Origin of the sequence: Pseudomonas sp. BCRC 81390 (assembly GCF_030341915.1) — a bacterium.
Taxonomy (GTDB): Bacteria; Pseudomonadota; Gammaproteobacteria; order Pseudomonadales; family Pseudomonadaceae; genus Aquipseudomonas.
This window is the reverse complement of the sequence record NZ_JATAAG010000083.1, coordinates 387,815-408,991: the sequence shown is the minus strand read 5'-3', so window position 1 is coordinate 408,991 and position 21,177 is coordinate 387,815. Positions and strand designations below refer to the sequence as shown.

Genomic DNA, 21,177 nt, shown 5'->3' with positions numbered 1-21,177 from the left:
CGAGGCCCGCGACCCGGCCGGCAACACCGGCCCGCAAGGCAGCACCACCGTAGACGCTGTAGCTCCGGGCACGCCCACCATCAACCTGAGCAACGGCAGCAGCCTCAGCGGTACTGCCGAGCCGAACAGCACCGTGACCCTGACCGATGGCAGCGGTAATCCGGTCGGCCAGGTAACGGCTGACGGCAGCGGCAACTGGAGCTTCACGCCCGGCACAGCGCTGCCTACAGGTACCGTGGTCAATGCCACGGCGAGCGACGCGGCCGGCAACACCGGCCCGGCAGCGACGGTTACCGTGGATTCCAGCGCGCCAGCAGCGCCAGTCATCAACCCGAGCAATGGCACCACGATCAGCGGCACCGCCGAAGCGGGCAGCACCGTGACCCTGACCGACGCTGGCGGCAACCCGATCGGCCAGGTCGTCGCCGATGGCAACGGCGTCTGGAGCTTCACCCCCGGCAGCCCATTGCCCAACGGCAGCGTGGTAAACGCCACGGCGACCGACCCGACCGGCAACACCAGTTCACCGGCCGCTATCACGGTGGACTCGGTAGCGCCTGCGGCACCGACGGTCAATCCCAGCAATGGCAGTGAGATCAGCGGTACCGCCGAGGCGGGGAGTACGGTCATCCTCACCGATGGCAACGGCAACCCGATCGGCCAGACCACCGCCGACGGCAACGGCAACTGGAGCTTCACCCCGGCAACGCCGTTGCCGGACGGCACGGTAGTCAATGCCGAGGCCCGCGACCCGGCCGGCAACACCGGCCCGCAAGGCAGCACCACCGTAGACGCTGTAGCTCCGGGCACGCCCACCATCAACCTGAGCAACGGCAGCAGCCTCAGCGGTACCGCCGAGCCGAACAGCACCGTGACCCTGACCGATGGCAGCGGTAATCCGGTCGGCCAGGTAACGGCTGACGGCAGCGGCAACTGGAGCTTCACGCCCGGCACAGCGCTGCCTACAGGTACCGTGGTCAATGCCACGGCGAGCGATGCGGCCGGCAACACCGGCCCGGCAGCGACGGTTACCGTGGATTCCAGCGCGCCAGCAGCGCCAGTCATCAACCCGAGCAATGGCACCACGGTCAGCGGCACCGCCGAAGCGGGCAGCACCGTGACCCTGACCGACGCTGGCGGCAACCCGATCGGCCAGGTCGTCGCCGATGGCAACGGCGTCTGGAGCTTCACCCCCGGCAGCCCATTGCCCAACGGCAGCGTGGTAAGTGCCACGGCGACCGACCCGACCGGCAATACCAGTTCACCGGCCGCCATCACGGTGGACTCGGTGGCACCCGCCGCACCCGTGGTCAATCCCAGCAATGGCAGTGAAATCAGCGGTACCGCCGAGGCGGGGAGTACGGTCATCCTCACCGATGGCAACGGCAACCCGATCGGCCAGACCACCGCCGACGGCAACGGCAACTGGAGCTTCACCCCGGCAACGGCCTTGCCGGACGGCACAGTCGTCAATGCCGTGGCGCGGGACCCGGCCGGCAACACTGGCGGTCAAGGCAGCACCACGGTGGACGCTGTAGCTCCGGGCGCGCCGGTGGTAAACCCGAGTAACGGTGCCGTGATCAATGGTACTGCCGAGCCGAACAGCACCGTGACCCTGACCGATGGCAGCGGCAATCCGATCGGCCAGGTCACGGCCGATGGAAACGGCAACTGGAGCTTCACGCCAGCCACGCAATTGGCCAATACAACTGTGGTCAACGCCACGGCGACCGATGCTGCCGGCAATACAAGCAATCCTGGTAGCACTACGGTGGATTCGTCGCTGCCGTCGATTCCGCAGGTCGAGCCGAGTAATGGCTCGGTGATCAGCGGTACCGCCGACGCAGGCAACACCGTTATCCTCACCGATGGCAACGGCAACCCGATCGGCCAAGTCACCGCCGACGGCAGCGGCAACTGGTCATTCACGCCCGGCATACCGTTGCCCGATGGCACCGTGGTCAACGTCGTGGCGCGCAACCCGGGCGGCATCGAAAGCGCCCCCGCAGTCGTTACCATTGACGGCTTGGCACCCGCCGCACCGACGATCGAGCCGAGCAATGGTACGGAAATCAGTGGTACCGCCGAGGCCGGGGCCAAGGTCATTCTCACCGACGGCAGCGGCAACCCGGTCGGCGAGACGACCGCCGACGGCAGTGGCAACTGGTCGTTCACGCCTGGCACGCCGCTGGCCAACGGCACGGTAGTCAATGCAGTGGCCCAGGATCCGGCTGGCAATACCAGCGGGCCGACCAGTGTCACCGTTGATGCTATCGCCCCGGCTGCGCCGGTCATCAATCCGAGCAACGGTGCTGTGATCAGCGGTACCGCTGAAGCCGGCGCCAAGGTGATCCTCACCGACGGTGGCGGCAACGCGGTCGGCGAGACGACCGCCGACGGCAGCGGCAACTGGTCGTTCACACCTGGCACGCCGCTGGCCAACGGCACGGTAGTCAATGCCGTGGCCCAGGACCCAGCTGGCAATACCAGCGGACCGACCAGCGTCACCGTTGATGCGGTTGCCCCGGCTGCGCCGGTCATCAACCCGAGCAACGGCGCCGTGATCAGCGGTACCGCTGAAGCCGGCGCCAAGGTGATTCTCACCGACGGTAGCGGCAACCCGATCGGCGAGACGACCGCCGATGGCAGCGGCAACTGGTCGCTGACGCCAGGCACATCGCTGGCCAACGGCACGGTGGTCAATGCCGTGGCCCGGGACTCGGCTGGCAATACCAGTGGGCCGACCAGTGCCATCGTTGACGCGGTCGCCCCGACTGCGCCGGTCATCAACCCAAGCAACGGCGTTGTAATCAGCGGTACCGCTGAAGCCGGGGCCAAGGTGATTCTCACCGACGGCAGCGGCAACCCGATCGGCGAGACAACCGCCGATGGCAGTGGCAACTGGTCGTTCACGCCCGGCACGCCACTGGCCAACGCTACCGTAGTCAATGCGGTGGCGCAGGATCCGGCTGGCAACACCAGCGGGCCGGCCAACGTCACCGTTGACGCAGTTGCCCCGGCTGCGCCGGTCATCAACCCGAGCAACGGCGCTGTGATCAGCGGCACCGCTGAGGTCGGTGCCAAGGTGATCCTCACCGACGGCGGCGGCAACCCGATCGGCGAGACGACCGCCGATGGCAGTGGCAACTGGTCGTTCACGCCCGGCACGCCGCTGGCCAACGGCACGGTGATCAATGCCGTGGCCCAGGACCTGGCTGGCAATACCAGCTCCCCCGTGGTCAGCACCACGGTAGACAACGTCGCGCCCGGCCAGCCGACGATCGAACCGAGCAATGGCATCGTGATCAGCGGTACCGCTGAAGCCGGTGCCAAGGTGATCCTCACCGACGGTGGCGGCAACCCGATCGGCGAGACGACCGCCGATGGCAGTGGCAACTGGTCATTCACGCCTGGCACTCCGCTGGCCAACGGCACGGTGGTCAACGCCGTGGCCCAGGACTCGGCTGGCAATACCAGTTCCCCCATTGTCAGCACCACGGTAGACGCCGTCGCGCCTGGCCAACCGACGGTCGAGCCGAGCAATGGCATTGTGATCAGCGGGACCGCTGAAGCCGGAGTCAAGGTGATTCTCACTGACGGCAGTGGCAACCCGATTGGCGAAACAACCGCCGACGGCAGTGGCAACTGGTCGTTCACACCCGGCACGCCGCTGGCCAATGGCACAGTAGTCAATGCCGTGGCCCAGGACCCGGCCGGCAATACCAGCGGGCCGACCAGTGTCACCGTTGACTCGGTTGCCCCGGCTGCCCCGGTCATCAACCCGAGCAACGGCGCCGTGATCAGCGGTACCGCTGAAGCCGGCGCCAAGGTAACTCTCACTGACGGTGGCGGCAACCCGGTCGGCGAGACGACCGCCGACGGCAGCGGCAACTGGTCGTTCACGCCTGGCATGCCGCTGGCCAACGGCACGGTAGTCAATGCCGTGGCCCAGGACCCAGCTGGCAATACCAGCGGACCGACCAGCGTCACCGTTGATGCCATCGCCCCGGCTGCGCCGGTCATCAACCCGAGCAACGGCGCCGTGATCAGCGGTACCGCTGAAGCCGGAGCCAAGGTGATTCTCACCGACGGTGGCGGCAACCCGATCGGCGAGACGACCGCCGATGGCAGCGGCAACTGGTCGCTGACGCCAGGCACCCCGCTGGGCAACGGCACGGTAGTCAATGCCGTGGCCCAGGACTCGGCTGGCAATACCAGTGGGCCGACCAGTGCCACCGTTGATGCGGTCGCCCCGACTGCGCCGGTCATCAACCCGAGCAACGGCGTTGTCATCAGCGGTACCGCTGAAGCCGGGGCCAAGGTGATTCTCACCGACGGCGGCGGCAACCCGATCGGCGAGACAACCGCCGATGGCAGTGGCAACTGGTCGTTCACGCCCGGCACGCCACTGGCCAACGCTACGGTAGTCAATGCCGTGGCCCAGGACCCTGCCGGCAATAGCAGCGGACCGGCCAGTGTCACCGTTGACGCGGTTGCCCCGGCTGCGCCGGTCATCAACCCGAGCAATGGCGCCGTGATCAACGGGACCGCTGAAGCCGGAGCCAAGGTGATTCTCACCGACGGCGGCGGCAACCCGGTCGGCGAAACGACCGCCGACGGTAGCGGCAACTGGTCGTTCACGCCTGGCACGCCGCTGGCCAACGGCACGGTAGTCAATGCCGTGGCCCAGGACCCAGCCGGTAATACCAGCGGCCCGGCCAGCACCACGGTCGACTCGGTGGCACCGTCGGCGCCGCTGCTGAGCATCAGTGTCGATGGTGCACTGCTGACCGGTACCGCCGAACCGAACAGCCAGGTACGCATCGTGATCGACGGCGACACCGCCAACCCGATCACGCTCAATGCCGACGGCAGTGGCAACTTCAGCTTGCCGTTCGCGCCACCATTGATAGCCGGCGAGCTGATCGCGGTGGTCGCCGTGGACGCTGCGGGCAACCTCAGCGGCCCGGCGACGATCAACGCGCCGGATCTCGCGCCGCCGACCATCAGCCTGCCGGAGGCTGCCGATACCTGGCTCAACGCGGCCGAGATCAGCGACGGTATCCAGGTCGATGTAGCGATCCGCCCGACCATGCAGGCTGGCCAGGTGATCACCGTCGCGTTCGCCGGGCAGAACGGCTATGAAACGCAGGTAACGCATACGCTTACCGCCGGCGACATCCTGGCCGGCAGCATCACCGTGACCCTGCTGCCTGGCGGTGGCATGGGGCCGTTCCCGGAGGGCGCTTCGACCGTCACCGCCGACATCGATGGCGGTACCACGTCGACCCCGGTGCCGTTCACCGTCGACACCATTCCACCAGCGACTCCGGTGCTGTCGCTGGTGGGCAGCATCCTGACCATCTCCACCGACCCAGGTACCGAGCTGACAGTCCTCGTTGACGTTGGTGGGGTTACTGCCACTGCCACGCTGACGGCCGACAACAGCGGGCTGGCTTCGCTGAACCTGCTCACCGACCTGGATATCGACCTGACCCTGGACCAGTTGCTGAATGCCCAGGTTTCGGTGACCGGCCAGGACCCGGCCGGCAACCCGAGCAACGTGGCAACCATCGGTGTCGGCAGCAGCATCGAACAGCCAGTGACCGTTGGCAATTTTGGCGTCGATGTCAGCCTCAACCCGCTCAACCCGCGGTTCGGCTTCAGCGGCACTACCGAGCCGGACTCCAGCGTGGTGATCCGTGTCATCACGCCAGCGCTGAATGTCGAGCTACTGCCGATCCAGGCGGACAGCGGCGGCAACTTCTCGCTGAACCTGCTGAGCCCGACTGTGCTGACCCAGTTGGGGCTGAACATCACCGATATCCTCAACCTCGGGTCGCAGATCGCGTTCAACGTCGTCGCCACCGACACCAACGGCAACGACAGCTCGGCCTACGGCATCACGCTGGCGCCTAACGGGCTGTCGCTCAACATCGGCCAGATCGACGTCAACGGTACCGCCGGCGACGATGTCATGTCCGGGGCCAGTGGCAGTTCGGAGCACATCAACGCCGGCGCTGGCAGCGACCTGATCTTCAACGTAGGCAGCGGCGACCAGGTCGTGGCTGGGGACGGCAACGACGCCATCCAGATCACCGCGACCAACTTCACCGCCATTGATGGTGGCGCGGGCTTCGATACCCTGATCCTGGCTGATGGCATCGACCTTGACTACAACGCCGTAGGCGTCGGCACGCTCACCAACATCGAGCGCATCGATCTCGGCAGGGGCGATTCGGGAAGCGTACTGACCCTGACCGCGGCTGAGGTCGACGCCATCACCGACAGCAACAATGTCCTGCAGGTCACTGGGGAGAGCAACGACACCCTCAACGTGGTGGGGGCGGTGAATACCGGAACCACCCAGGAGGTCAACGGCATCACCTACGATGTCTACAGCTTTGGCAGCAGTACCCTGCTGATCGAGGACAATACGGTACAGGTCGTGGTCTGATGCGTGGGGTGTCTGTGCTCAAGGGAAGGCACCGTGGCCAGGCAGCCCTGTGGCTCCTGTGCCTCGGCGTGCCGTTGTCTGCCCCAGCCATGCCGATTGACCAGGCGGTGAGGGCGGGGCTGGCGATCCACCCCGAGGTGCGTTCGGCAATGGCCGAAGCAGATCGTGCAGGCACCGAGGTGGAGATTGCCAAGGGCGGGTACTACCCCACCGTCGCGATGTCTGGGGGGCCGCAGGAGTTCGACGTCGGTGAGGTCGTTTACGACCTCACCGTATCGCAGATGCTGTATGACTGGGGACGGGTGACGAGCAAGGTCGACAGCGCCAGCGCAACCCAGCGCAAGTTGTCCGAGGCGGTGCTGGTGGCGCGCGATGATGCGGCGCTGGATATCGTTGAGACCTACCTCGACGTACTGGCCTCGGAGCGTCGGGTCGAGACGGTGCGCCAGCATATCCAGCGCCTTGACGGCATCCGCGAGATGACCCAGGCGCGGGGCAGCGACGGTTACACCGATCGCAGTGAACTGGACCGCGCCAACCTCGAACTGGCGCGTGCCCAGGAGCAGCTGTCGCTGGAGAAGGGCAACCTGCAGGACGCGCGCAACCAATACGCGATCCTGGTCGGCCAGGACCCTTCGGAACTGGTCGAGCCCGAGCCGATGTCGCTGCAACGCTACCTGGCCAGCAGCGACGTGGCGCGGGTGATCCGCGAGTCGCCATTGCAGCGCAAGGCGGTGGAGGACGCCAACGTTGCCGAGGCACAAGTGCGCGAGGCCAAGGCCACGTTGCTACCGCAATTGAACCTGGAGGCCTCCGCGTTGCGCCGCGAGATCGGCGGTCGCCTGGAAAGCGACTCGGTAATGTCACTGCGCTTTCGCATGGACACCTTCCAGGGGCTCTCCAACTTCCGCCGGCCGACCGCCGCACAGCAGCGGCTGGAGTCGGCACGCTGGACCGCCGATGCGATGCAGCGCGACATCCGCCGGCAATTGCAGACGCTGTTCGACAACGGTGACACGCTGCGTTGGCGGGAACAGTCGCTGAGCCAGCAGGTGACGGAAGCGGAACAGGTCGGCGAGTTGTACCGCGAGCAGTTCGAAGTCGGCCGGCGCGACGTGATCGACTTGCTCAACGTCCAGCGCGAGCGTTTCGAAGCCGAGCGGCAATTGATCAGTCTGCACATCGAGCGCAAGCGCATCGAGTACCGCGCAGCCGCCCAGGTCGGACTGCTGGGGGCACTACTGGAGAATCGGTTGAATCATGGAAGTTGAACAAGCTCCGGATAATGTCGTCACCCTGAACCATGATGACCCGCTGCGCCAGGGCCTGCTGCTGCTGTGCCGGCAACTGGACCGGCCACTGAGTGATGCCGAGCTGGTGGACGGCCTGGCCCTGGAGCATGGGCGTCTGCCACTGCGCCTGGTTGCCCGCGCGTTGCGTCGCGCCGACATCACGGCCCGGGTTGCCGAGCTGCCGTTGCGGCAGATGGATGCCTACCTGCTGCCGGCGCTGCTGTTGCTCGGCGATGGTCGCTGCCTGCTGCTGGTGGGTGTCGAAGGCGACCAGTACGAGGTGCTGGTGCCGCAGAGCGACGGCGGCCGTGAATGTGTGGCGCTGCCCGCGCTGGAGGCGCTTTATAGCGGCACGGCGGTGTTCGCCAAGTGCCGCTACCGCTCGGACGGGCGCGTCGGCGACTACGCAAGCAGCCTGCCCGAACATTGGTTCTTCGGGCCGCTCAAGCGGCTCTGGCGCTCCTATGCGGAAGTCACGTTAACGGCCCTGGTAGCCAATATCCTGGCCGTCGCCTCGGCGCTGTTCGCCATGCAGGTGTACGACCGCGTAGTGCCCAATGCGGCTTTCGATACCTTGTGGATACTCGCCAGCGGCGTAGCCTTGGCGATCGTCGTCGACGGCGTACTGCGGATCCTTCGCGGGCACCTGCTGAACGTGCTCGGCAAGCGCCTCGACCTGCAGCTGTCGAGCTTGCTGTTCGCGCGCGTGCTGAGCACCCGGATCGCCGCCAAACCGGCGTCGCTGGGGGCGTTCAGCACTCAGGTACGGGAGTTCGAGTCGGTCCGCGAGTTCTTCACGTCGTCCAGTGCTGCACTGATCAGCGACCTGCCGTTCGTGGCGATCTTCCTGTTGCTCATCGCCGTGATCGGCGGCCATGTGGTGTGGGTGCCGCTGGTGGCTTGCGTGTTGATGGTCCTGCCCGGGCTGCTGACCCAACGCCTGCTGGGGCACCTGTCCCGGCAGAACCTGCGCGAAGGGGCGATGAAGAACAGTGTACTGCTCGAAGCCTTCGAGCACCTGGAAACAGTCAAGGCCACGCGTGCCGAAGGTCGCTGCCGGCAACAGTGGGAGACGCTTACCGGGGAGCTGGCGGGTAACGCGATGAAGACCCACGTCCTGGCCTCGACGCTCAGCTACTCGGCGAGCATCGTCCAGCAACTGTGCTATGTCGGGGTGGTCGTGTTCGGCGTGTACCGGATCGCCGACGGGGCGATGACCGTCGGTGCCCTGGTGGCCTGTTCGATCCTGGCTTCGCGGGCCATCGCACCGCTGTCCCAGGCTGCCGCCATCCTTGGCCGCTGGCAGCACACCAAGGTGGCGCTGGAGGGCCTCGATCAACTCATGTCGGCGGAGCAGGAGCGTCCCGCCGGCAAGCGTTTCGTGCACCGCGAGCGGCTGTACGGTCATTACCGTCTGGAGGCGCTGCGCCTGGCCCATGGCGACGGCCCCCCCGTGGTCGATGTACAGGCGTTGAACATCCAGGCCGGCGAGCGAGTGGCACTGCTAGGCGGTAACGGCGCCGGCAAGTCGACCCTGCTGCGGCTGCTCAGCGGCTTGCTCGATGCGCAATCCGGCCGCTTGCTGCTGGACGACATCGCCCTCAGTCAGCTCGACCCGGCCGACCGCCAGCGTGGCATCGGCTACTTGCCGCAGGACGTGGCGCTGTTCCACGGTAGCCTGCGCGAGAACCTCAACCTGGCGAACGCCGCACTGGGCGACGAGGAGTTGCTTGAAGCCCTCGATGGCGTAGGGCTGGGCACTTTCGTACGTAGCCACCCGCTGGGCCTGGACATGCCGATCCAGGGCAACGCCAGCCTGTCCGGCGGCCAGCGCCAGGCGGTGGGGCTGGTGCGGGTGCTGCTGCAGGACCCGCCGATCCTGCTGCTCGACGAGCCGACCGCCGCCTTCGACCAGAACAGCGAAAAGCGGGTAATCGACTATCTGCAGAACTGGTTGGGCCGGCGGACGCTGATCCTCACCACCCATAAGAAGAGCGTGCTGGCGCTGGTCGACCGCGCCGTGGTACTGCGCAACGGCCAGGTGATCATGGACGGCCCGCTGAGCCAGGTGGTGCAGGGTAACCAGGTGCAGGCGCCGCAAGTTGCCGAAGGAGCTGGCCATGGCAGTTGAAAAGCGCGCCGCAAAGCTGCGCGAGCAATTGGCCGATCCTCTGCTGGCGACGACTCACCCGGTCTACCGCCCGCTGCTCTACACCCTGCTCGGCAGCGTCGTGCTGTTCGTCGCCTGGGCTTTCTGGGCGGAGCTCGACGAAGTGACCCGCGGTGACGGGCGGGTGGTGCCGTTCAGTCGCATCCAGAAAATCCAGAGCCTGGAAGGGGGGATTCTCGATCGCCTGCTGGTGCAGGAAGGCGACCTGGTGGAGGTCGGCCAGCCATTGCTGCGCCTCGACGAGACGCGCTTTCTTACCAATTTCCAGGAATCGGCCAACCAGGCCAGCGTGCTGCGTGCCGCCATCGCCCGGCTGGATGCCGAGGTGCTGGGCAAGGCCGCCATCGAGTTCCCGCCGGATGTCGATCCGCAGGGGCCGCTTGCGCGCTCCGAGCGTGAGCTGTTCAAGTCGCGGCGGGACAAGCTGCTCGAAGGCAGCCAGGCGATCCAGAGGCAGATCAGCCTGGCGCAGAGCCAGCTCGACCTGGTCCGCCCGCTGGTCGCCAAGCGCGCCGTCAGCCAGATGGAGGCGCTGCGGTTGAGCCAGGATATCGCTACCCTCAATGGCAAGCTGAGCGAACTGAAGAGCAGCTATTTCCAGGATGCCTACACCGAGCGCTCACAGCGCAAGGCCGACCTCAGTGCCCTGGAGCCGATCGTCCAGCAGCGCCAGGACCAGTTGCGCCGTACCGGGATCGTTTCGCCGGTGCGTGGGCGGGTCAACACCATACTGATCAACACCCGCGGCGGGGTGATCCAGCCCGGCGAGGCAATCATGGAAGTGATCCCGGTGGAGGACCGCCTGCTGGTAGAGGCGAAGATCAAGCCGCGCGACGTGGCATTCCTGGTGCCGGGCATGCCGGCGAAGGTGAAGATCACTGCCTACGACTTCAGCATTTATGGCGACCTCAAGGGCACCCTGGAGCAGATCAGCGCCGACACCATCGAGGAAGACACGCCGCACGGCAAGGAGTCGTATTATCAGGTACTGATCCGTACGGACGGTAGTCAGCTCAAACGCGGCGAGGAGGTGCTGCCGATCATTCCCGGCATGGTGGCAGAGGTGGATATCCTCAGCGGCAAGCGCAGCGTACTCAACTACCTGTTGCGCCCGCTGATCAAGGCCCGTCTGTACTGAGCGCGGCAGCACAGCGCGGCGTCCGCGGCCATTCACCCTGGCTCGGGTATTGATCTACAGTACAGGGACGACTTTCTCGCGTAAGGAAACAGATATGGTGAAGCGTCGATGGTCGCTGGTGGCTGTGGTTACCTCGATCGCCTTGGCTGTGGGGCCATCGCTTTCCTTGGCCGACCCGAATAACGGTAAAGGGCAGGGGCATGGCAAGAACCCGCACAGCCAGGGGCAGCACGGCCAGAGCCAGGGGCACGCGGGTGGTAGTGGTGGTGGCGGCCATGGCAACCCTTCGGTTGACCGTGGTTACGTGCTCGATGTCCTCGCCGGGCACCGCAGCTACTGGAGTGCAGGGCCGGCTCTGCCGCCGGGTATCCAGAAGAACCTGGCCCGGGGCAAACCGCTGCCGCCGGGTATCGCCAAGAAGCTCGATGGTCGGCTGCTGGGGCAGCTGCCTCATTACGACGGCTATGAGTGGATGCAGGCGGGTGTGGACCTGATCCTGGTGGCAGTCGCCACTGGGATCATCTACGAAGTGCTGAACGGCGCGCTTGATTGAACCGGGCAGACCGCTCCTGCACGTGCAATCACGGCCAGGGGTAGCGGTTGCTGCCTGCCGGGAACCACTTCTCTACTTTGGTTGGTTGGTATCGGCTTGCGCCCCCCGTTAGAATGCCGCGTATTCCTCACAGGCAATTGCAAATGGCTACCTTCCGTATCTTTCTCGCCGCTGTGCTGGGGGCCAGCCTCGCTGGCTGCGCCAGTCCCGGTAAACCGACTGCCAGCAAACTGACCGATAAATCGCCCCAGCAGTATGCCGCCTGCGTACTGCCCAAGTGGCAAGCGCTGGCGCCCCAGGCCACGCAGAAATCCATCGCTCACGGCTACCGGCTGACGGCACCCAGCGCGGTGGCGTCCGACGATGTGCTCGACGTGGTCGATTATCGCCAGGGCAGCCGCGCGACCTTCTACAAGGGCAGCTTCCTGTCAGGCGACAAGTTGCGCCAGGCGGCGAAAGAATGCCTCGAATGAGTTCAGTAGCCCGAGCCGCTTGAGCCGCCCATGCTGGGTAGGCGGGCCTTGCGTTGGGCGTTGCTCCACTCGGCGCAGGTCATGAACGCGGTGTGGTCCACCTTGCCGCTGCCATCGAAGCTGACGCTGTAGGGCTGACGATTGCCGGCCTGGCTGAGCAGATAGTCGAAACACGTGCCAGGTACCGCCGTGCGCTCGGTCTCGGCATCAGGTTTGCCGCCGATCTGTACGACCTGGTCTTTGCTCATGCCGTTGTCGACTTTCGCCACCAGTGGCTGGTCGCGGTACTGCGCCGAGTTCGAGGCGCAGGCAGAAAGCGCTGTCAGCGCCAGGATCATGACCGGAAAGGGTTTGCTCATGGCAGTGCTCCGCTGGAAAGCCACCGGATCGAGGCAGTCACCTGCGCCGGATGGCGGCGATCACCCTACATCAAAGCGCTTGTTCATCTGCTCGCAGTGCAACTGCGCATCCGTCCTGCTTGGATAACTGGGCTTGAGCCGTTCCTTGGCCTGGTTGTCGTAGATGTCGAAGCCCCCGCAAACGGTAGCGGCGTAATAGCGGCCACCCAGGTGGAACGACTCCTTTTCGATCGGTACAGCCGGAACGATAACGAATCTTGGTTGCATGTTTCGTGCCTCCCCAGGCAGACACCTAAGTATTAGTCTGGCCATGGGCAACCATCAAGGTGACTCATGAATAAAACAGCGGCGCGAAGCGCAGCGCGGCAGCCGGGCTGTCATGAAATGAAAACCCGCTGTCGTCCGATGCGAAGCACCCCGCACGCCAAGGGCATACAGTCCAATCACCCAGAACTGACGCCTGGCGTCCAGATCGATGATTGGAGAGACAAGCATGTCCAAAGTCGTACGTTTCCATCAGACCGGTGGCCCCGAGGTGTTGCGCTACGAGGACGCCGAGGTCGGCGAACCCGGCCCGGGGCAGGTGCGCTTGCGCCAGGTGGCGGTTGGCCTGAACTACGCCGACACCTATTTCCGCAACGGTACCTATCCGATCCCGCTGCCCAACGGCATCGGCGTGGAAGCTGCCGGCGTGGTAGAGGCCGTGGGCCAGGGCGTGACCCAGGTGGCGGTCGGTGACCGGGTCACCTACACCGGTTTTCTCAATACGCTGGGCGCCTATTGCACCGAACGCCTGATTGCCGCTGCCGCATTGATCAAGCTGCCGGACACCATCGCCTTCGAAACGGCCGCTGCCATGACCATGCGTGGGCTGACCAGCGCCTACCTGTTGCGGCGGCTGCATGGCTTCAAGCCCGGCGACAGCCTGCTGTTGCACGCTGCCGCGGGCGGGGTCGGCCTGATCGTCGCGCAGTGGGCGCGGTTGCTCGGGCTGCAGGTGATCGGCACCGTGTCCAGCGAGGCCAAGGCCGAAGTGGCGCGCGCGCATGGCTGCAGCCATGTCATCAACTACAGCGTCGAGGACGTGGCCACGCGCGTGCGTGAGTTGACCGACGGGGTAGGGGTCAACGTGGTGTTCGACAGCGTGGGCAAAAGCACCTTCATGGGCTCGCTCGATTCACTCAAGCGCCGTGGCCTGATGGTCTGCGTCGGCACCGCCTCGGGCACGATCCCGCCATTCGACCCGCAACTGCTGGCGGTCAAGGGTTCGCTGCAACTCACGCGCCCGGCATTGGCCGACTTCATCGCCGACCCGGCGGAAAAGGCCGACCTGGCCGGTGAACTGTTCGACCACGTCAGCAGCGGGCGCATCCGTATCGAAATCAACCAGCACTATGCGTTGCAGGATGCTGTACAGGCCCACCGTGACCTGGAAGCGCGCAAGACCACCGGCTCGTCGATCTTCGTCATCTGAAGAGGGCAACAGCATGCACATCGAACAACTGACTTGCGCAATCGGTGCCGAGGTAGGCGGGGTCAACCTGGCCGACGCGATTCACGACGACGACCTGTTCGCCGAGCTGCGCGCGCAGTTGCTCCGCCACCGTGTGCTGTTCCTGCGCGACCAGCACTTCAGCCGCGCCGAACACGTCGCCTTTGCCCGCCGCTTCGGCGACCTGGAAGACCACCCGGTGGCCGGCAGCGACCCGGAGCATCCGGGCCTGGTGCAGATCTACAAGCGCCCGGACCAACCCAATGACCGGTATGAAAACGCCTGGCATACCGACGCCACCTGGCGCGAAGCACCGCCCATGGGCTGCGTGCTGCGCTGCATCGAATGCCCGCCGGTGGGCGGTGACACGATGTGGGCGAACATGGTACTGGCGTATGAAAACCTGCCGAACGATGTGAAGGCCAGGATCGAAGGCCTGCGCGCCCGTCACAGCATCGAGGCCAGCTTTGGGGCCGCCATGCCACTGGAAAAGCGCCTGGCGCTCAAGGCGCAGTTCCCTGATGCCGAGCACCCGGTGGTGCGCACGCACCCGGAAACGGGCGAACAGGTGCTGTTCGTCAACGCCTTCACCACCCATTTCAGCAATTACCACACCCCGCAGCGGGTGCGCTTCGGCCAGGACGCCAACCCCGGCGCTGGCGACCTGCTGCGCTACCTGATCAGCCAGGCCTACCTGCCCGAGTACCAGGTGCGCTGGCGCTGGAAGCCCAACAGCGTGGCGATCTGGGACAACCGCAGCACCCAGCACTACGCCGTCATGGACTACCCGCCGTGCCATCGTCGGATGGAGCGCGCCGGGATCAAGGGCAGCCCGACGTTCTAGGCCGGCCGCCACGGTCGGCGGCAACCGCACAATAACAATAGCGAGGACTACAGCATGCAATTCTTCGACGATTCGTTGCACCCGGAAAACATGGAAAAAGTGGTGATCACCGTGGCCCCCTATGGCCCGGAGTGGATGCCCGAAGACTTCCCGGAAGATATCCCGCTGACCATGGACGAGCAGGTGCAGAAGGCCGTCGACTGCTACGAAGCAGGCGCCACCGTGTTGCACCTGCACGTGCGGGAACTGGACGGCAAAGGCTCCAAGCGCCTGTCCAAGTTCAACGAGTTGATTGCCGGGGTGCGCGAAGCGGTGCCGGACATGATCATCCAGGTGGGCGGGTCGATCTCCTTTGCCCCGGAAAGCGAGGGCGAGGCGGCCAAGTGGCTGTCCGACGACACCCGGCACATGCTTGCCGAGCTGACGCCGCGCCCCGACCAGGTGACCGTGGCCATCAATACCACGCAGATGAACATCATGGAGCTGCTGTACCCCGAATACCTGCAAGGCACCTCGCTGGCCAGCCCGGCGATCCATGCCGCCTACAGCGAGATGACCGTGCCGGCCGGCCCGGCCTGGGTGCGCGAACACCTGCGCCGCCTGCAGGCCAGCAACATCCAGCCGCATTTCCAGCTGACCGGCATGCATGCCCTGGAAACCCTCGAGCGCATCGTTCGCCGCGGTGACTACATGGGCCCGCTGAACCTGACCTGGATCGGCATTGGTGGCGGTTTCGACGGCCCCAACCCGTTCAACTTCTTCAATTTCATCCACCGTGCGCCGGACGGTTGCACCCTGACCGCCGAGTCGCTGCTGAAGAACGTGCTGCCATTCAACACCATGGCCCTGGCCATGGGCCTGCACCCGCGCTGTGGCAACGAAGACACCATCATCGACCAGCAGGGCAAGCGCTTCACCTCGGTGCAGCAGATCCAGCAGACCGTGCGCGTGGCCCATGAACTGGGCCGGGAGATTGCCACGGGCAAGGAAGCCCGCGCCATCTACCGCATCGGCCAGCAGTACGACAGCATCGAGCAGACCCTCAAGGCCAACGGCATGGCGCCGAATCGCCAGCCGGGTGTGAAGGGCGTGCCGCAGCGCGGCTGATGCAGGTACGGCAGGGCCCGGCCTGTTCGCGGGCATGCCCGCTCCCACCGCTGCGGCACTGGCCCGAAGGTCGCCGCTGTCCCGGTGGGAGCGGGCGAGCCCGCGAAGAGGCCCGCAAAAGCAACATGAATGTTGGCTGTAATCCATGACAACAAGAACAACCTCACGCCCCACACCCAAGGAGGCAACATGGCCACCTACCTCGCCAGTGCCGAAAATCCCTGCGCCGACACTGCCCACAGCGTCCCCCGGCGCTATGCCTGGGTGGTCTTCGCCCTGACCTTCGGCCTGTTGATTTCCGACTACATGTCGCGCCAGGTGCTCAATGCCGTATTCCCGCTGCTCAAGGGCGAATGGGCGCTGAGCGACAGCCAGCTCGGCCTGCTCAGTGGCATCGTCGCGCTGATGGTCGGCCTGCTGACCTTCCCGCTGTCATTGCTGGCCGACCGCTTCGGCCGGGTACGCAGCCTGGTGCTGATGGCGGTGCTGTGGAGCCTGGCCACCCTCGGCTGCGGCCTGGCACAGAGCTACCCGCAAATGTTCATTGCCCGCTTTCTGGTCGGTGTGGGCGAGGCCGCCTATGGCAGCGTCGGCATCGCCGTGGTGGTCGCCGTGTTCCCCCGTGACATGCGCTCGACCCTGGCCGGCGCGTTCATGGCCGGCGGCATGTTCGGCTCGGTACTGGGCATGGCCATGGGGGGTGTGCTGGCCCAGCACCTGGGCTGGCGCTGGGCATTCGCCGGTATGGCGTTGTTCGGCCTGGTGCTGGCAGCGCTGTACCCGCTGATCGTGAAGGAGGCGCGCATTGCGCCCAGGTGCGCGCAGCCAGCGCAGGGCAAAGCCTGCCGACCGTTGCGCAGCTTGTACGACAGCCGTTCGGTAATCGCCGCCTATGTCGGCAGCGGCCTGCAGCTGTTCGTCGGCGGCACCGTGATCGTGTGGATGCCCAGCTATCTGAACCGTTATTACGCCATGGGCACCGACCAGGCCGGGGCAATTGCCGCTGTCATCGTGCTCTGCAGTGGCATCGGCATGATCCTCTGCGCGATGCTCTGCGACCGCTTCGGGCGGCAGCGCCCCGATCGCAAGATCAGCCTGGCCATCGCCTATTGCCTGGGCAGTTGCGCGCTGCTTTCCCTGGCGTTTGCGCTACCCGCAGGCACCGCGCAACTGGTGCTCATCGGCCTGGGCATGATGATTGCCGCCGGCACCAACGGCCCATCCAGTGCCATGGTCGCCAACCTCACCCACGCCGCGGTGCACGGCGCCGCGTTTGCCACCCTGACCCTGGCCAACAACCTGCTGGGCCTGGCCACCGGGCCGCTGATCACCGGGCGCGTTTCCGACCTGATCGGCTTGCAGGCCGCCTTCCAGCTAGTGCCGCTGATGAGCATCGGTGCAGCGCTGGTGTTTTTCCTTGCCAAACGGCATTACCAACATGACATGGAGCGTCTTCATACGCCGGCATACAACGCGGTCGGCGCCCCCCGGGAGTCGAAACCGTGAACCAACTGTTGTCCGTCGAAGTGTTCTTCGATTTTGTCTGCCCCTGGTGCCTGATCGGCCAGCGGCACCTGCAGGCCGCCCTTTTGCTGTTGCGTCGCGAACGGCCGCAGGTGCAAGTGCACCTGCAATGGCGAGGGGTGCAGTTGTTGCCTGGCTTGCCGGCCAGCGGCCTGCCGTTCCACAGCTTCTACCTGCAGCGCCTGGGCAGCGAGGAGGCAGTGCGCGAGCGCCAGGCGCAGGTGCGTGCCGCCGCCTGTGTGGTCGGCGAGGACATCGACTTCTCGCGTATCCGCCGCATGCCCAATACCGGCAACGCCCACCGTCTGCTGCAACGGGCTACCGGGTTGCTCGAAGCAGCGCAGCTGGAAGCCTTGCTGGCGCAGCTGTTCATTGCCTATTTCCACCAGGGGCGCGATCTCGGGGACAGCCGTGTCCTGCTCGGCATCGCCCAGCGTTGCGGGCTGGACGCCGTGCAGGTAGCCGACTGCCTGCGTGACGATGGTAGCCCGTTCCTCGATGGGGCAGGGCGCGCCGGCAGCGCCGTGCCGCGTTACCGCTTCAACCAGGGGCCGCTGATTGCTGGCGCGCAGCCGGCCGAGGTGCTGTTCGCCGCCATGCGCGAAGCGCTGAGAGAGGTTGCAGGGGCATGAGCCGGCGAATTGCATTGGCACCCGGGCAGCTTCCGCCGCGTAACGGTCGGGTGCTGCTGGCCTGCGAAGGGCGCAGCGTGGCGTTGTTCAACGTTGCCGACATGCTCTATGCCATTGACGACAGTTGCCCACACCAGGGCGCGTCGTTGTGCGGCGGGCGGCTCGAAGGCCGCGTCATCCAGTGTTGCGCGCATGGCCTGCGGTTTGACCTGGCCAGCGGCTACCTGGTCAATTCCAAGGCCTTGAAGGTTGCCAGCTACCCGGTCGAGCAGCGGGGCGGGCAGGTCTACATCGTGATCGACAGTGAGGAAGCGGGGCAATGAACACACGGCTACTGAGCGCTACCCATCAGCGTATCCACAGCCTTGCCCCGGGCGTGGTGGTCAGCCTGATCGTCGGCGCGGCTGCCAGTTTCCTCAGTGAGCATTACGCGGCGCCGGTCATGCTGTTTGCCTTGCTGCTGGGGATGGCGCTGAACTTTCTCGCGGTTGACGGCCCCTGCAAGGCCGGCATCGAATTCACCGCTCGCACGGTCCTGCGTCTGGGGGTGGCGCTGCTTGGCATGCGTATCACCCTGGACCAGATCGCCAGCCTGGGCTGGAAGCCGGTGGCCCTGGTCGTGACGCTGGTGGTGGTAACGATCCTGGTCTCGGTGGTGGTGGCCAAGGCGCTGGGGTTCTCACGGCTGTTCGGCATGCTCACCGGCGGTGCCACGGCCATATGCGGTGCCTCGGCGGCGCTGGCGCTGGCCGCCGCCTTGCCCCAGCACCCGCGCAAGGAGCACGCAACCTTGTTCACCGTGATCGGTGTGTCGGCGCTGTCGACCCTGGCGATGATCCTCTACCCGATGATCGCCCAGTGGCTGCATCTGTCGCCAGCGCAGGCTGGGGTCTTCCTCGGGGCAACCATCCACGACGTGGCGCAGGTGGTGGGGGCGGGCTACAGCCTGTCCACCGAGAGCGGTGACATTGCCACCGTGGTCAAGCTGATGCGCGTGGCGATGCTGTTGCCGGTCATTGTCTGCGCGGCCATGGTCACCCGTCGCCAGGGCCTGGAAGCGGGCGGTCAGCGGCCGCCGTTGCTGCCCTGGTTCGCGCTCGGCTTCCTGCTTCTGGCCTGCGTCAACAGCACAGGATGGGTGCCGGCGGCGGTGCAGGTCGGCATCAATGAGCTGTCGCGCGGCTGCCTGGTGGTGGCGATCAGTGCCTTGGGCATGAAGACCCAGCTCAAGGCGCTGGCCTCGGCCGGCCTCAAGCCGATTGCGCTGATGGTCGGGGAGAGCGTGTTTCTGGTGTTACTGGTGCTGGCGCTGATGCACTGGGGCCTGCAAGCTTCAGCCTGACGCCGCCCCTATGGTTGATCGTGCCGGGCCCGCCAGCTGGCCGGCGGCATGCCGAACTGGGCAATGAACCAGCGGGTGAATGAGCTGGGCATGGAATAGCCGAGCATGTCGGCAATGCGCCCCAGCGAATAACCGGGGTTTTCCAGGTAGCGCATCACCAGGTCGCGGCGCACGCTGTTGATCAGGTCCTTGAAGGTCAGGCCGTTTTCCTCGAGACGCCGTTGCAGGGTACGCACGTTCATGCCCTGCGTCTGGGCCACCTGCTCGATGGTCGCGCGGCCCATGGGCAGCAGCAGGTAGATGGTCTTGCGCAGTTCCAGCTCCAGCGACGGGGTGCCGCCGGCTGGCAGGCTGTCCAGGTAACGCCGTGCCAGGCGGGCCATGGCTTCGTTGGCCTGGGGGCTGGCGCTGTCGAGGTCGGCGGCGGGGCAGACAATGCCGTTGAACTCACTGCCGAATGCCAGCGTGCAGCCGAAAATGCGCCGGTGAGTAGCCAGGTCGGCCGGGGCCGCGTGGGTGAAATTGGCGCTGATCGGGTGCCAATGGGCACCCAGCAGGGCCGCGCACAGGCGCATCATCACGCCGATGGCCAGTTCGGTGGCCTGGCGGCTGCAGGGTGCGCGCTCGTTGATCACTTCTTCCCGAATGACCACGGTCTTGCCGGCTTCCTCGATATGGATGGCCAGGGCGTCATTGAGCAGGTGGCGGTATTGCACGATCACCTGCAGGGCATCGCGCAGGGTGCGTTGGTGGCTGAGCAGCAGGCTGATTTCGCCGAAATCCGAAAGTTGTCGCAATTCGGCCATGCGCAGGCCGAAGCTTTCGCAGTGGCTGGCATTGGCCGAGGCTTCCAGCAAGGCGATGACGCTGGCAACCGGGATCCGCCGGTTGGGGTCATCAAGCAACGCGGCACTGAGGCCGACCTGCGCCAGCAATGCATGCGGGTTCAGGCCCAGGTGGCGGGACACTTCGAGGTAGTTGGTCAAACTGGCGGCACGGACGAGGGCAGGCATTCTTGTTGTTTTCCATGTTGGGTATGCCGACATGCGTTCTGTGTCTTATAGCCTGCGTGTCATGAATTGAAAAGCAAAGCCCCGGGAAGCCCGTTGTCATCAAATGAAAAGCCTCTGACGCGCAATGTGAAGCACCCCAGGGGCGCGCTGTTTACTGTGAACCTCAAGAGCTGCATGCCGATACGAGGTTCAACGTGGAAAAACTGCACACCACTGCCACCGTGTTGATTGTCCCTGGCCTGCGCGAGCATGTCGCCGGGCATTGGCAGACCCTGCTCGCCAGCCGCCTGGCCAAGGTCCGCAGCGTACCGCCGCTGCAGGTTGACCGGCTGAGCTGCACGGCTCGGGTCGAGGCGATCCAGCGTGAACTGGAACAGATCGAGGGTGAGGTGCTGTTGGTGGCGCACAGCGCCGGGGTATTGATGGTCGCCCACTGGGCCGCACGCTATCGGCGGGCAGTCAAAGGGGCACTGCTGGCGGCGCCACCGGACCTCGGCGCACCCTGGCCGGCCCACTACCCAAGCCCGGCCAGCCTGGTCGAGCACGGCTGGGCGCCTGTGCCGGACGCACCGCTGCCATTCCCGAGCATCGTCGCTGCCAGCAGCAACGATCACCTGGCCAGCTACGCCGCGGCTGGCGACCTGGCCCGCCGCTGGGGCAGCGAACTGGTCAGCCTGGGTGCCGTTGGCCACCTCAACCCGGCTTCCGGCTTCGGTCACTGGCCACTGGCCGAAGCCCTGGTCCGCCGTCTGGATAACCCGAACCTGCAATAGCGCATGGA

17 protein-coding genes are annotated in these 21,177 nt (G+C 65.7%); 14 read left to right on the top strand and 3 right to left on the bottom strand.

What is annotated here, in order from left to right:
* The 6 genes from QSV36_RS25000 to QSV36_RS24975 all read left to right on the top strand — a co-directional run.
* Positions 1–6,457: Ig-like domain-containing protein (locus QSV36_RS25000; protein WP_289135713.1), on the top strand; the 6,457-nt coding region annotated here is incomplete at its 5' end.
* On the top strand, positions 6,457–7,728 hold the full coding sequence (locus QSV36_RS24995) for a TolC family protein (RefSeq protein ID WP_289135711.1): 1,272 nt from the start codon (positions 6,457–6,459) through the stop codon (positions 7,726–7,728). The genes QSV36_RS25000 and QSV36_RS24995, both read left to right, overlap by 1 nt.
* Entirely contained in the window at positions 7,718–9,880 is a 2,163-nt protein-coding gene (locus tag QSV36_RS24990) for a type I secretion system permease/ATPase (RefSeq protein ID WP_289135709.1), read from the top strand. Before QSV36_RS24995 ends, QSV36_RS24990 begins: the two co-directional genes overlap by 11 nt.
* Positions 9,870–11,057 (top strand): beta-barrel domain-containing protein, encoded by a 1,188-nt coding sequence (locus QSV36_RS24985; RefSeq protein ID WP_289135707.1) that lies wholly within the window; start codon positions 9,870–9,872, stop codon positions 11,055–11,057. Before QSV36_RS24990 ends, QSV36_RS24985 begins: the two co-directional genes overlap by 11 nt.
* 94 nt (positions 11,058–11,151) lie before the next feature.
* Positions 11,152–11,610, top strand: coding sequence for an anti-virulence regulator CigR family protein (locus QSV36_RS24980; RefSeq protein WP_289135705.1), 459 nt, complete (start codon positions 11,152–11,154; stop codon positions 11,608–11,610).
* A 113-nt stretch (positions 11,611–11,723) separates the two neighbouring features.
* Positions 11,724–12,083, top strand: a complete 360-nt coding sequence (locus tag QSV36_RS24975) for a hypothetical protein (RefSeq protein WP_289135703.1) — start codon at positions 11,724–11,726, stop codon at positions 12,081–12,083.
* Between the two features lie 2 nt (positions 12,084–12,085).
* Here the strand turns inward: QSV36_RS24975 and osmE are convergent, their stop codons facing one another.
* Together osmE and QSV36_RS24965 are read right to left on the bottom strand one after the other, a co-directional pair.
* Entirely contained in the window at positions 12,086–12,442 is a 357-nt protein-coding gene (gene osmE, locus QSV36_RS24970) for an osmotically-inducible lipoprotein OsmE (RefSeq protein WP_289135701.1), read from the bottom strand.
* Between the two features lie 60 nt (positions 12,443–12,502).
* Positions 12,503–12,709, bottom strand: a complete 207-nt coding sequence (locus tag QSV36_RS24965; protein ID WP_225777986.1) for a hypothetical protein — start codon at positions 12,707–12,709, stop codon at positions 12,503–12,505.
* Between the two features lie 226 nt (positions 12,710–12,935).
* Here QSV36_RS24965 and QSV36_RS24960 point away from each other — a divergent pair, with 226 nt between their 5' ends.
* The 7 genes from QSV36_RS24960 (at position 12,936) to QSV36_RS24930 (ending at position 19,383) form a co-directional block, all read left to right on the top strand.
* On the top strand, positions 12,936–13,916 hold the full coding sequence (locus tag QSV36_RS24960; RefSeq protein ID WP_289135698.1) for a quinone oxidoreductase family protein: 981 nt from the start codon (positions 12,936–12,938) through the stop codon (positions 13,914–13,916).
* A 13-nt stretch (positions 13,917–13,929) separates the two neighbouring features.
* The gene (locus QSV36_RS24955; RefSeq protein WP_289135696.1) at positions 13,930–14,778 is read left to right on the top strand and encodes a TauD/TfdA dioxygenase family protein; all 849 of its coding nucleotides are present in this window, start codon (positions 13,930–13,932) and stop codon (positions 14,776–14,778) included.
* A 54-nt stretch (positions 14,779–14,832) separates the two neighbouring features.
* The gene (locus tag QSV36_RS24950; RefSeq protein WP_289135694.1) at positions 14,833–15,885 is read left to right on the top strand and encodes a beta-keto acid cleavage family enzyme; all 1,053 of its coding nucleotides are present in this window, start codon (positions 14,833–14,835) and stop codon (positions 15,883–15,885) included.
* 189 nt (positions 15,886–16,074) lie between these two features.
* A complete protein-coding gene (locus QSV36_RS24945) occupies positions 16,075–17,391 on the top strand; it encodes an MFS transporter (RefSeq protein ID WP_289135692.1) in 1,317 nt (438 codons plus the stop codon).
* Positions 17,388–18,041, top strand: coding sequence for a DsbA family protein (locus QSV36_RS24940; protein ID WP_289135690.1), 654 nt, complete (start codon positions 17,388–17,390; stop codon positions 18,039–18,041). The genes QSV36_RS24945 and QSV36_RS24940 overlap by 4 nt, the downstream gene beginning before the upstream one ends.
* Positions 18,038–18,364, top strand: coding sequence for a Rieske (2Fe-2S) protein (locus QSV36_RS24935; RefSeq protein WP_289135688.1), 327 nt, complete (start codon positions 18,038–18,040; stop codon positions 18,362–18,364). The genes QSV36_RS24940 and QSV36_RS24935 overlap by 4 nt, the downstream gene beginning before the upstream one ends.
* The gene (locus tag QSV36_RS24930; RefSeq protein WP_289135686.1) at positions 18,361–19,383 is read left to right on the top strand and encodes a YeiH family protein; all 1,023 of its coding nucleotides are present in this window, start codon (positions 18,361–18,363) and stop codon (positions 19,381–19,383) included. Before QSV36_RS24935 ends, QSV36_RS24930 begins: the two co-directional genes overlap by 4 nt.
* 8 nt (positions 19,384–19,391) lie before the next feature.
* Here the strand turns inward: QSV36_RS24930 and QSV36_RS24925 are convergent, their stop codons facing one another.
* Positions 19,392–20,396: an AraC family transcriptional regulator gene (locus tag QSV36_RS24925; protein WP_289135684.1), complete on the bottom strand. Its 1,005-nt coding sequence runs from the start codon at positions 20,394–20,396 to the stop codon at positions 19,392–19,394.
* A 194-nt stretch (positions 20,397–20,590) separates the two neighbouring features.
* Between QSV36_RS24925 and QSV36_RS24920 the strand changes: the two genes are divergently transcribed.
* On the top strand, positions 20,591–21,169 hold the full coding sequence (locus QSV36_RS24920; protein ID WP_289135682.1) for an RBBP9/YdeN family alpha/beta hydrolase: 579 nt from the start codon (positions 20,591–20,593) through the stop codon (positions 21,167–21,169).
* Positions 21,170–21,177 lie beyond the last annotated feature (8 nt).

Coding starts and splice junctions, on each gene's coding strand:
- QSV36_RS24995 (WP_289135711.1), top strand. CDS start 6,457: ATGCGTGGGGTGTCTGTGCTCAAGGGAAGGCACCGTGGCCAGGCAGCC.
- QSV36_RS24975 (WP_289135703.1), top strand. CDS start 11,724: ATGCCGCGTATTCCTCACAGGCAATTGCAAATGGCTACCTTCCGTATC.
- osmE (WP_289135701.1), bottom strand. CDS start 12,442: ATGAGCAAACCCTTTCCGGTCATGATCCTGGCGCTGACAGCGCTTTCT.
- QSV36_RS24945 (WP_289135692.1), top strand. CDS start 16,075: ATGGCCACCTACCTCGCCAGTGCCGAAAATCCCTGCGCCGACACTGCC.
- QSV36_RS24955 (WP_289135696.1), top strand. CDS start 13,930: ATGCACATCGAACAACTGACTTGCGCAATCGGTGCCGAGGTAGGCGGG.
- QSV36_RS24935 (WP_289135688.1), top strand. CDS start 18,038: ATGAGCCGGCGAATTGCATTGGCACCCGGGCAGCTTCCGCCGCGTAAC.
- QSV36_RS24925 (WP_289135684.1), bottom strand. CDS start 20,396: ATGCCTGCCCTCGTCCGTGCCGCCAGTTTGACCAACTACCTCGAAGTG.
- QSV36_RS24930 (WP_289135686.1), top strand. CDS start 18,361: ATGAACACACGGCTACTGAGCGCTACCCATCAGCGTATCCACAGCCTT.
- QSV36_RS24980 (WP_289135705.1), top strand. CDS start 11,152: ATGGTGAAGCGTCGATGGTCGCTGGTGGCTGTGGTTACCTCGATCGCC.
- QSV36_RS24965 (WP_225777986.1), bottom strand. CDS start 12,709: ATGCAACCAAGATTCGTTATCGTTCCGGCTGTACCGATCGAAAAGGAG.
- QSV36_RS24950 (WP_289135694.1), top strand. CDS start 14,833: ATGCAATTCTTCGACGATTCGTTGCACCCGGAAAACATGGAAAAAGTG.
- QSV36_RS24960 (WP_289135698.1), top strand. CDS start 12,936: ATGTCCAAAGTCGTACGTTTCCATCAGACCGGTGGCCCCGAGGTGTTG.
- QSV36_RS24985 (WP_289135707.1), top strand. CDS start 9,870: ATGGCAGTTGAAAAGCGCGCCGCAAAGCTGCGCGAGCAATTGGCCGAT.
- QSV36_RS24990 (WP_289135709.1), top strand. CDS start 7,718: ATGGAAGTTGAACAAGCTCCGGATAATGTCGTCACCCTGAACCATGAT.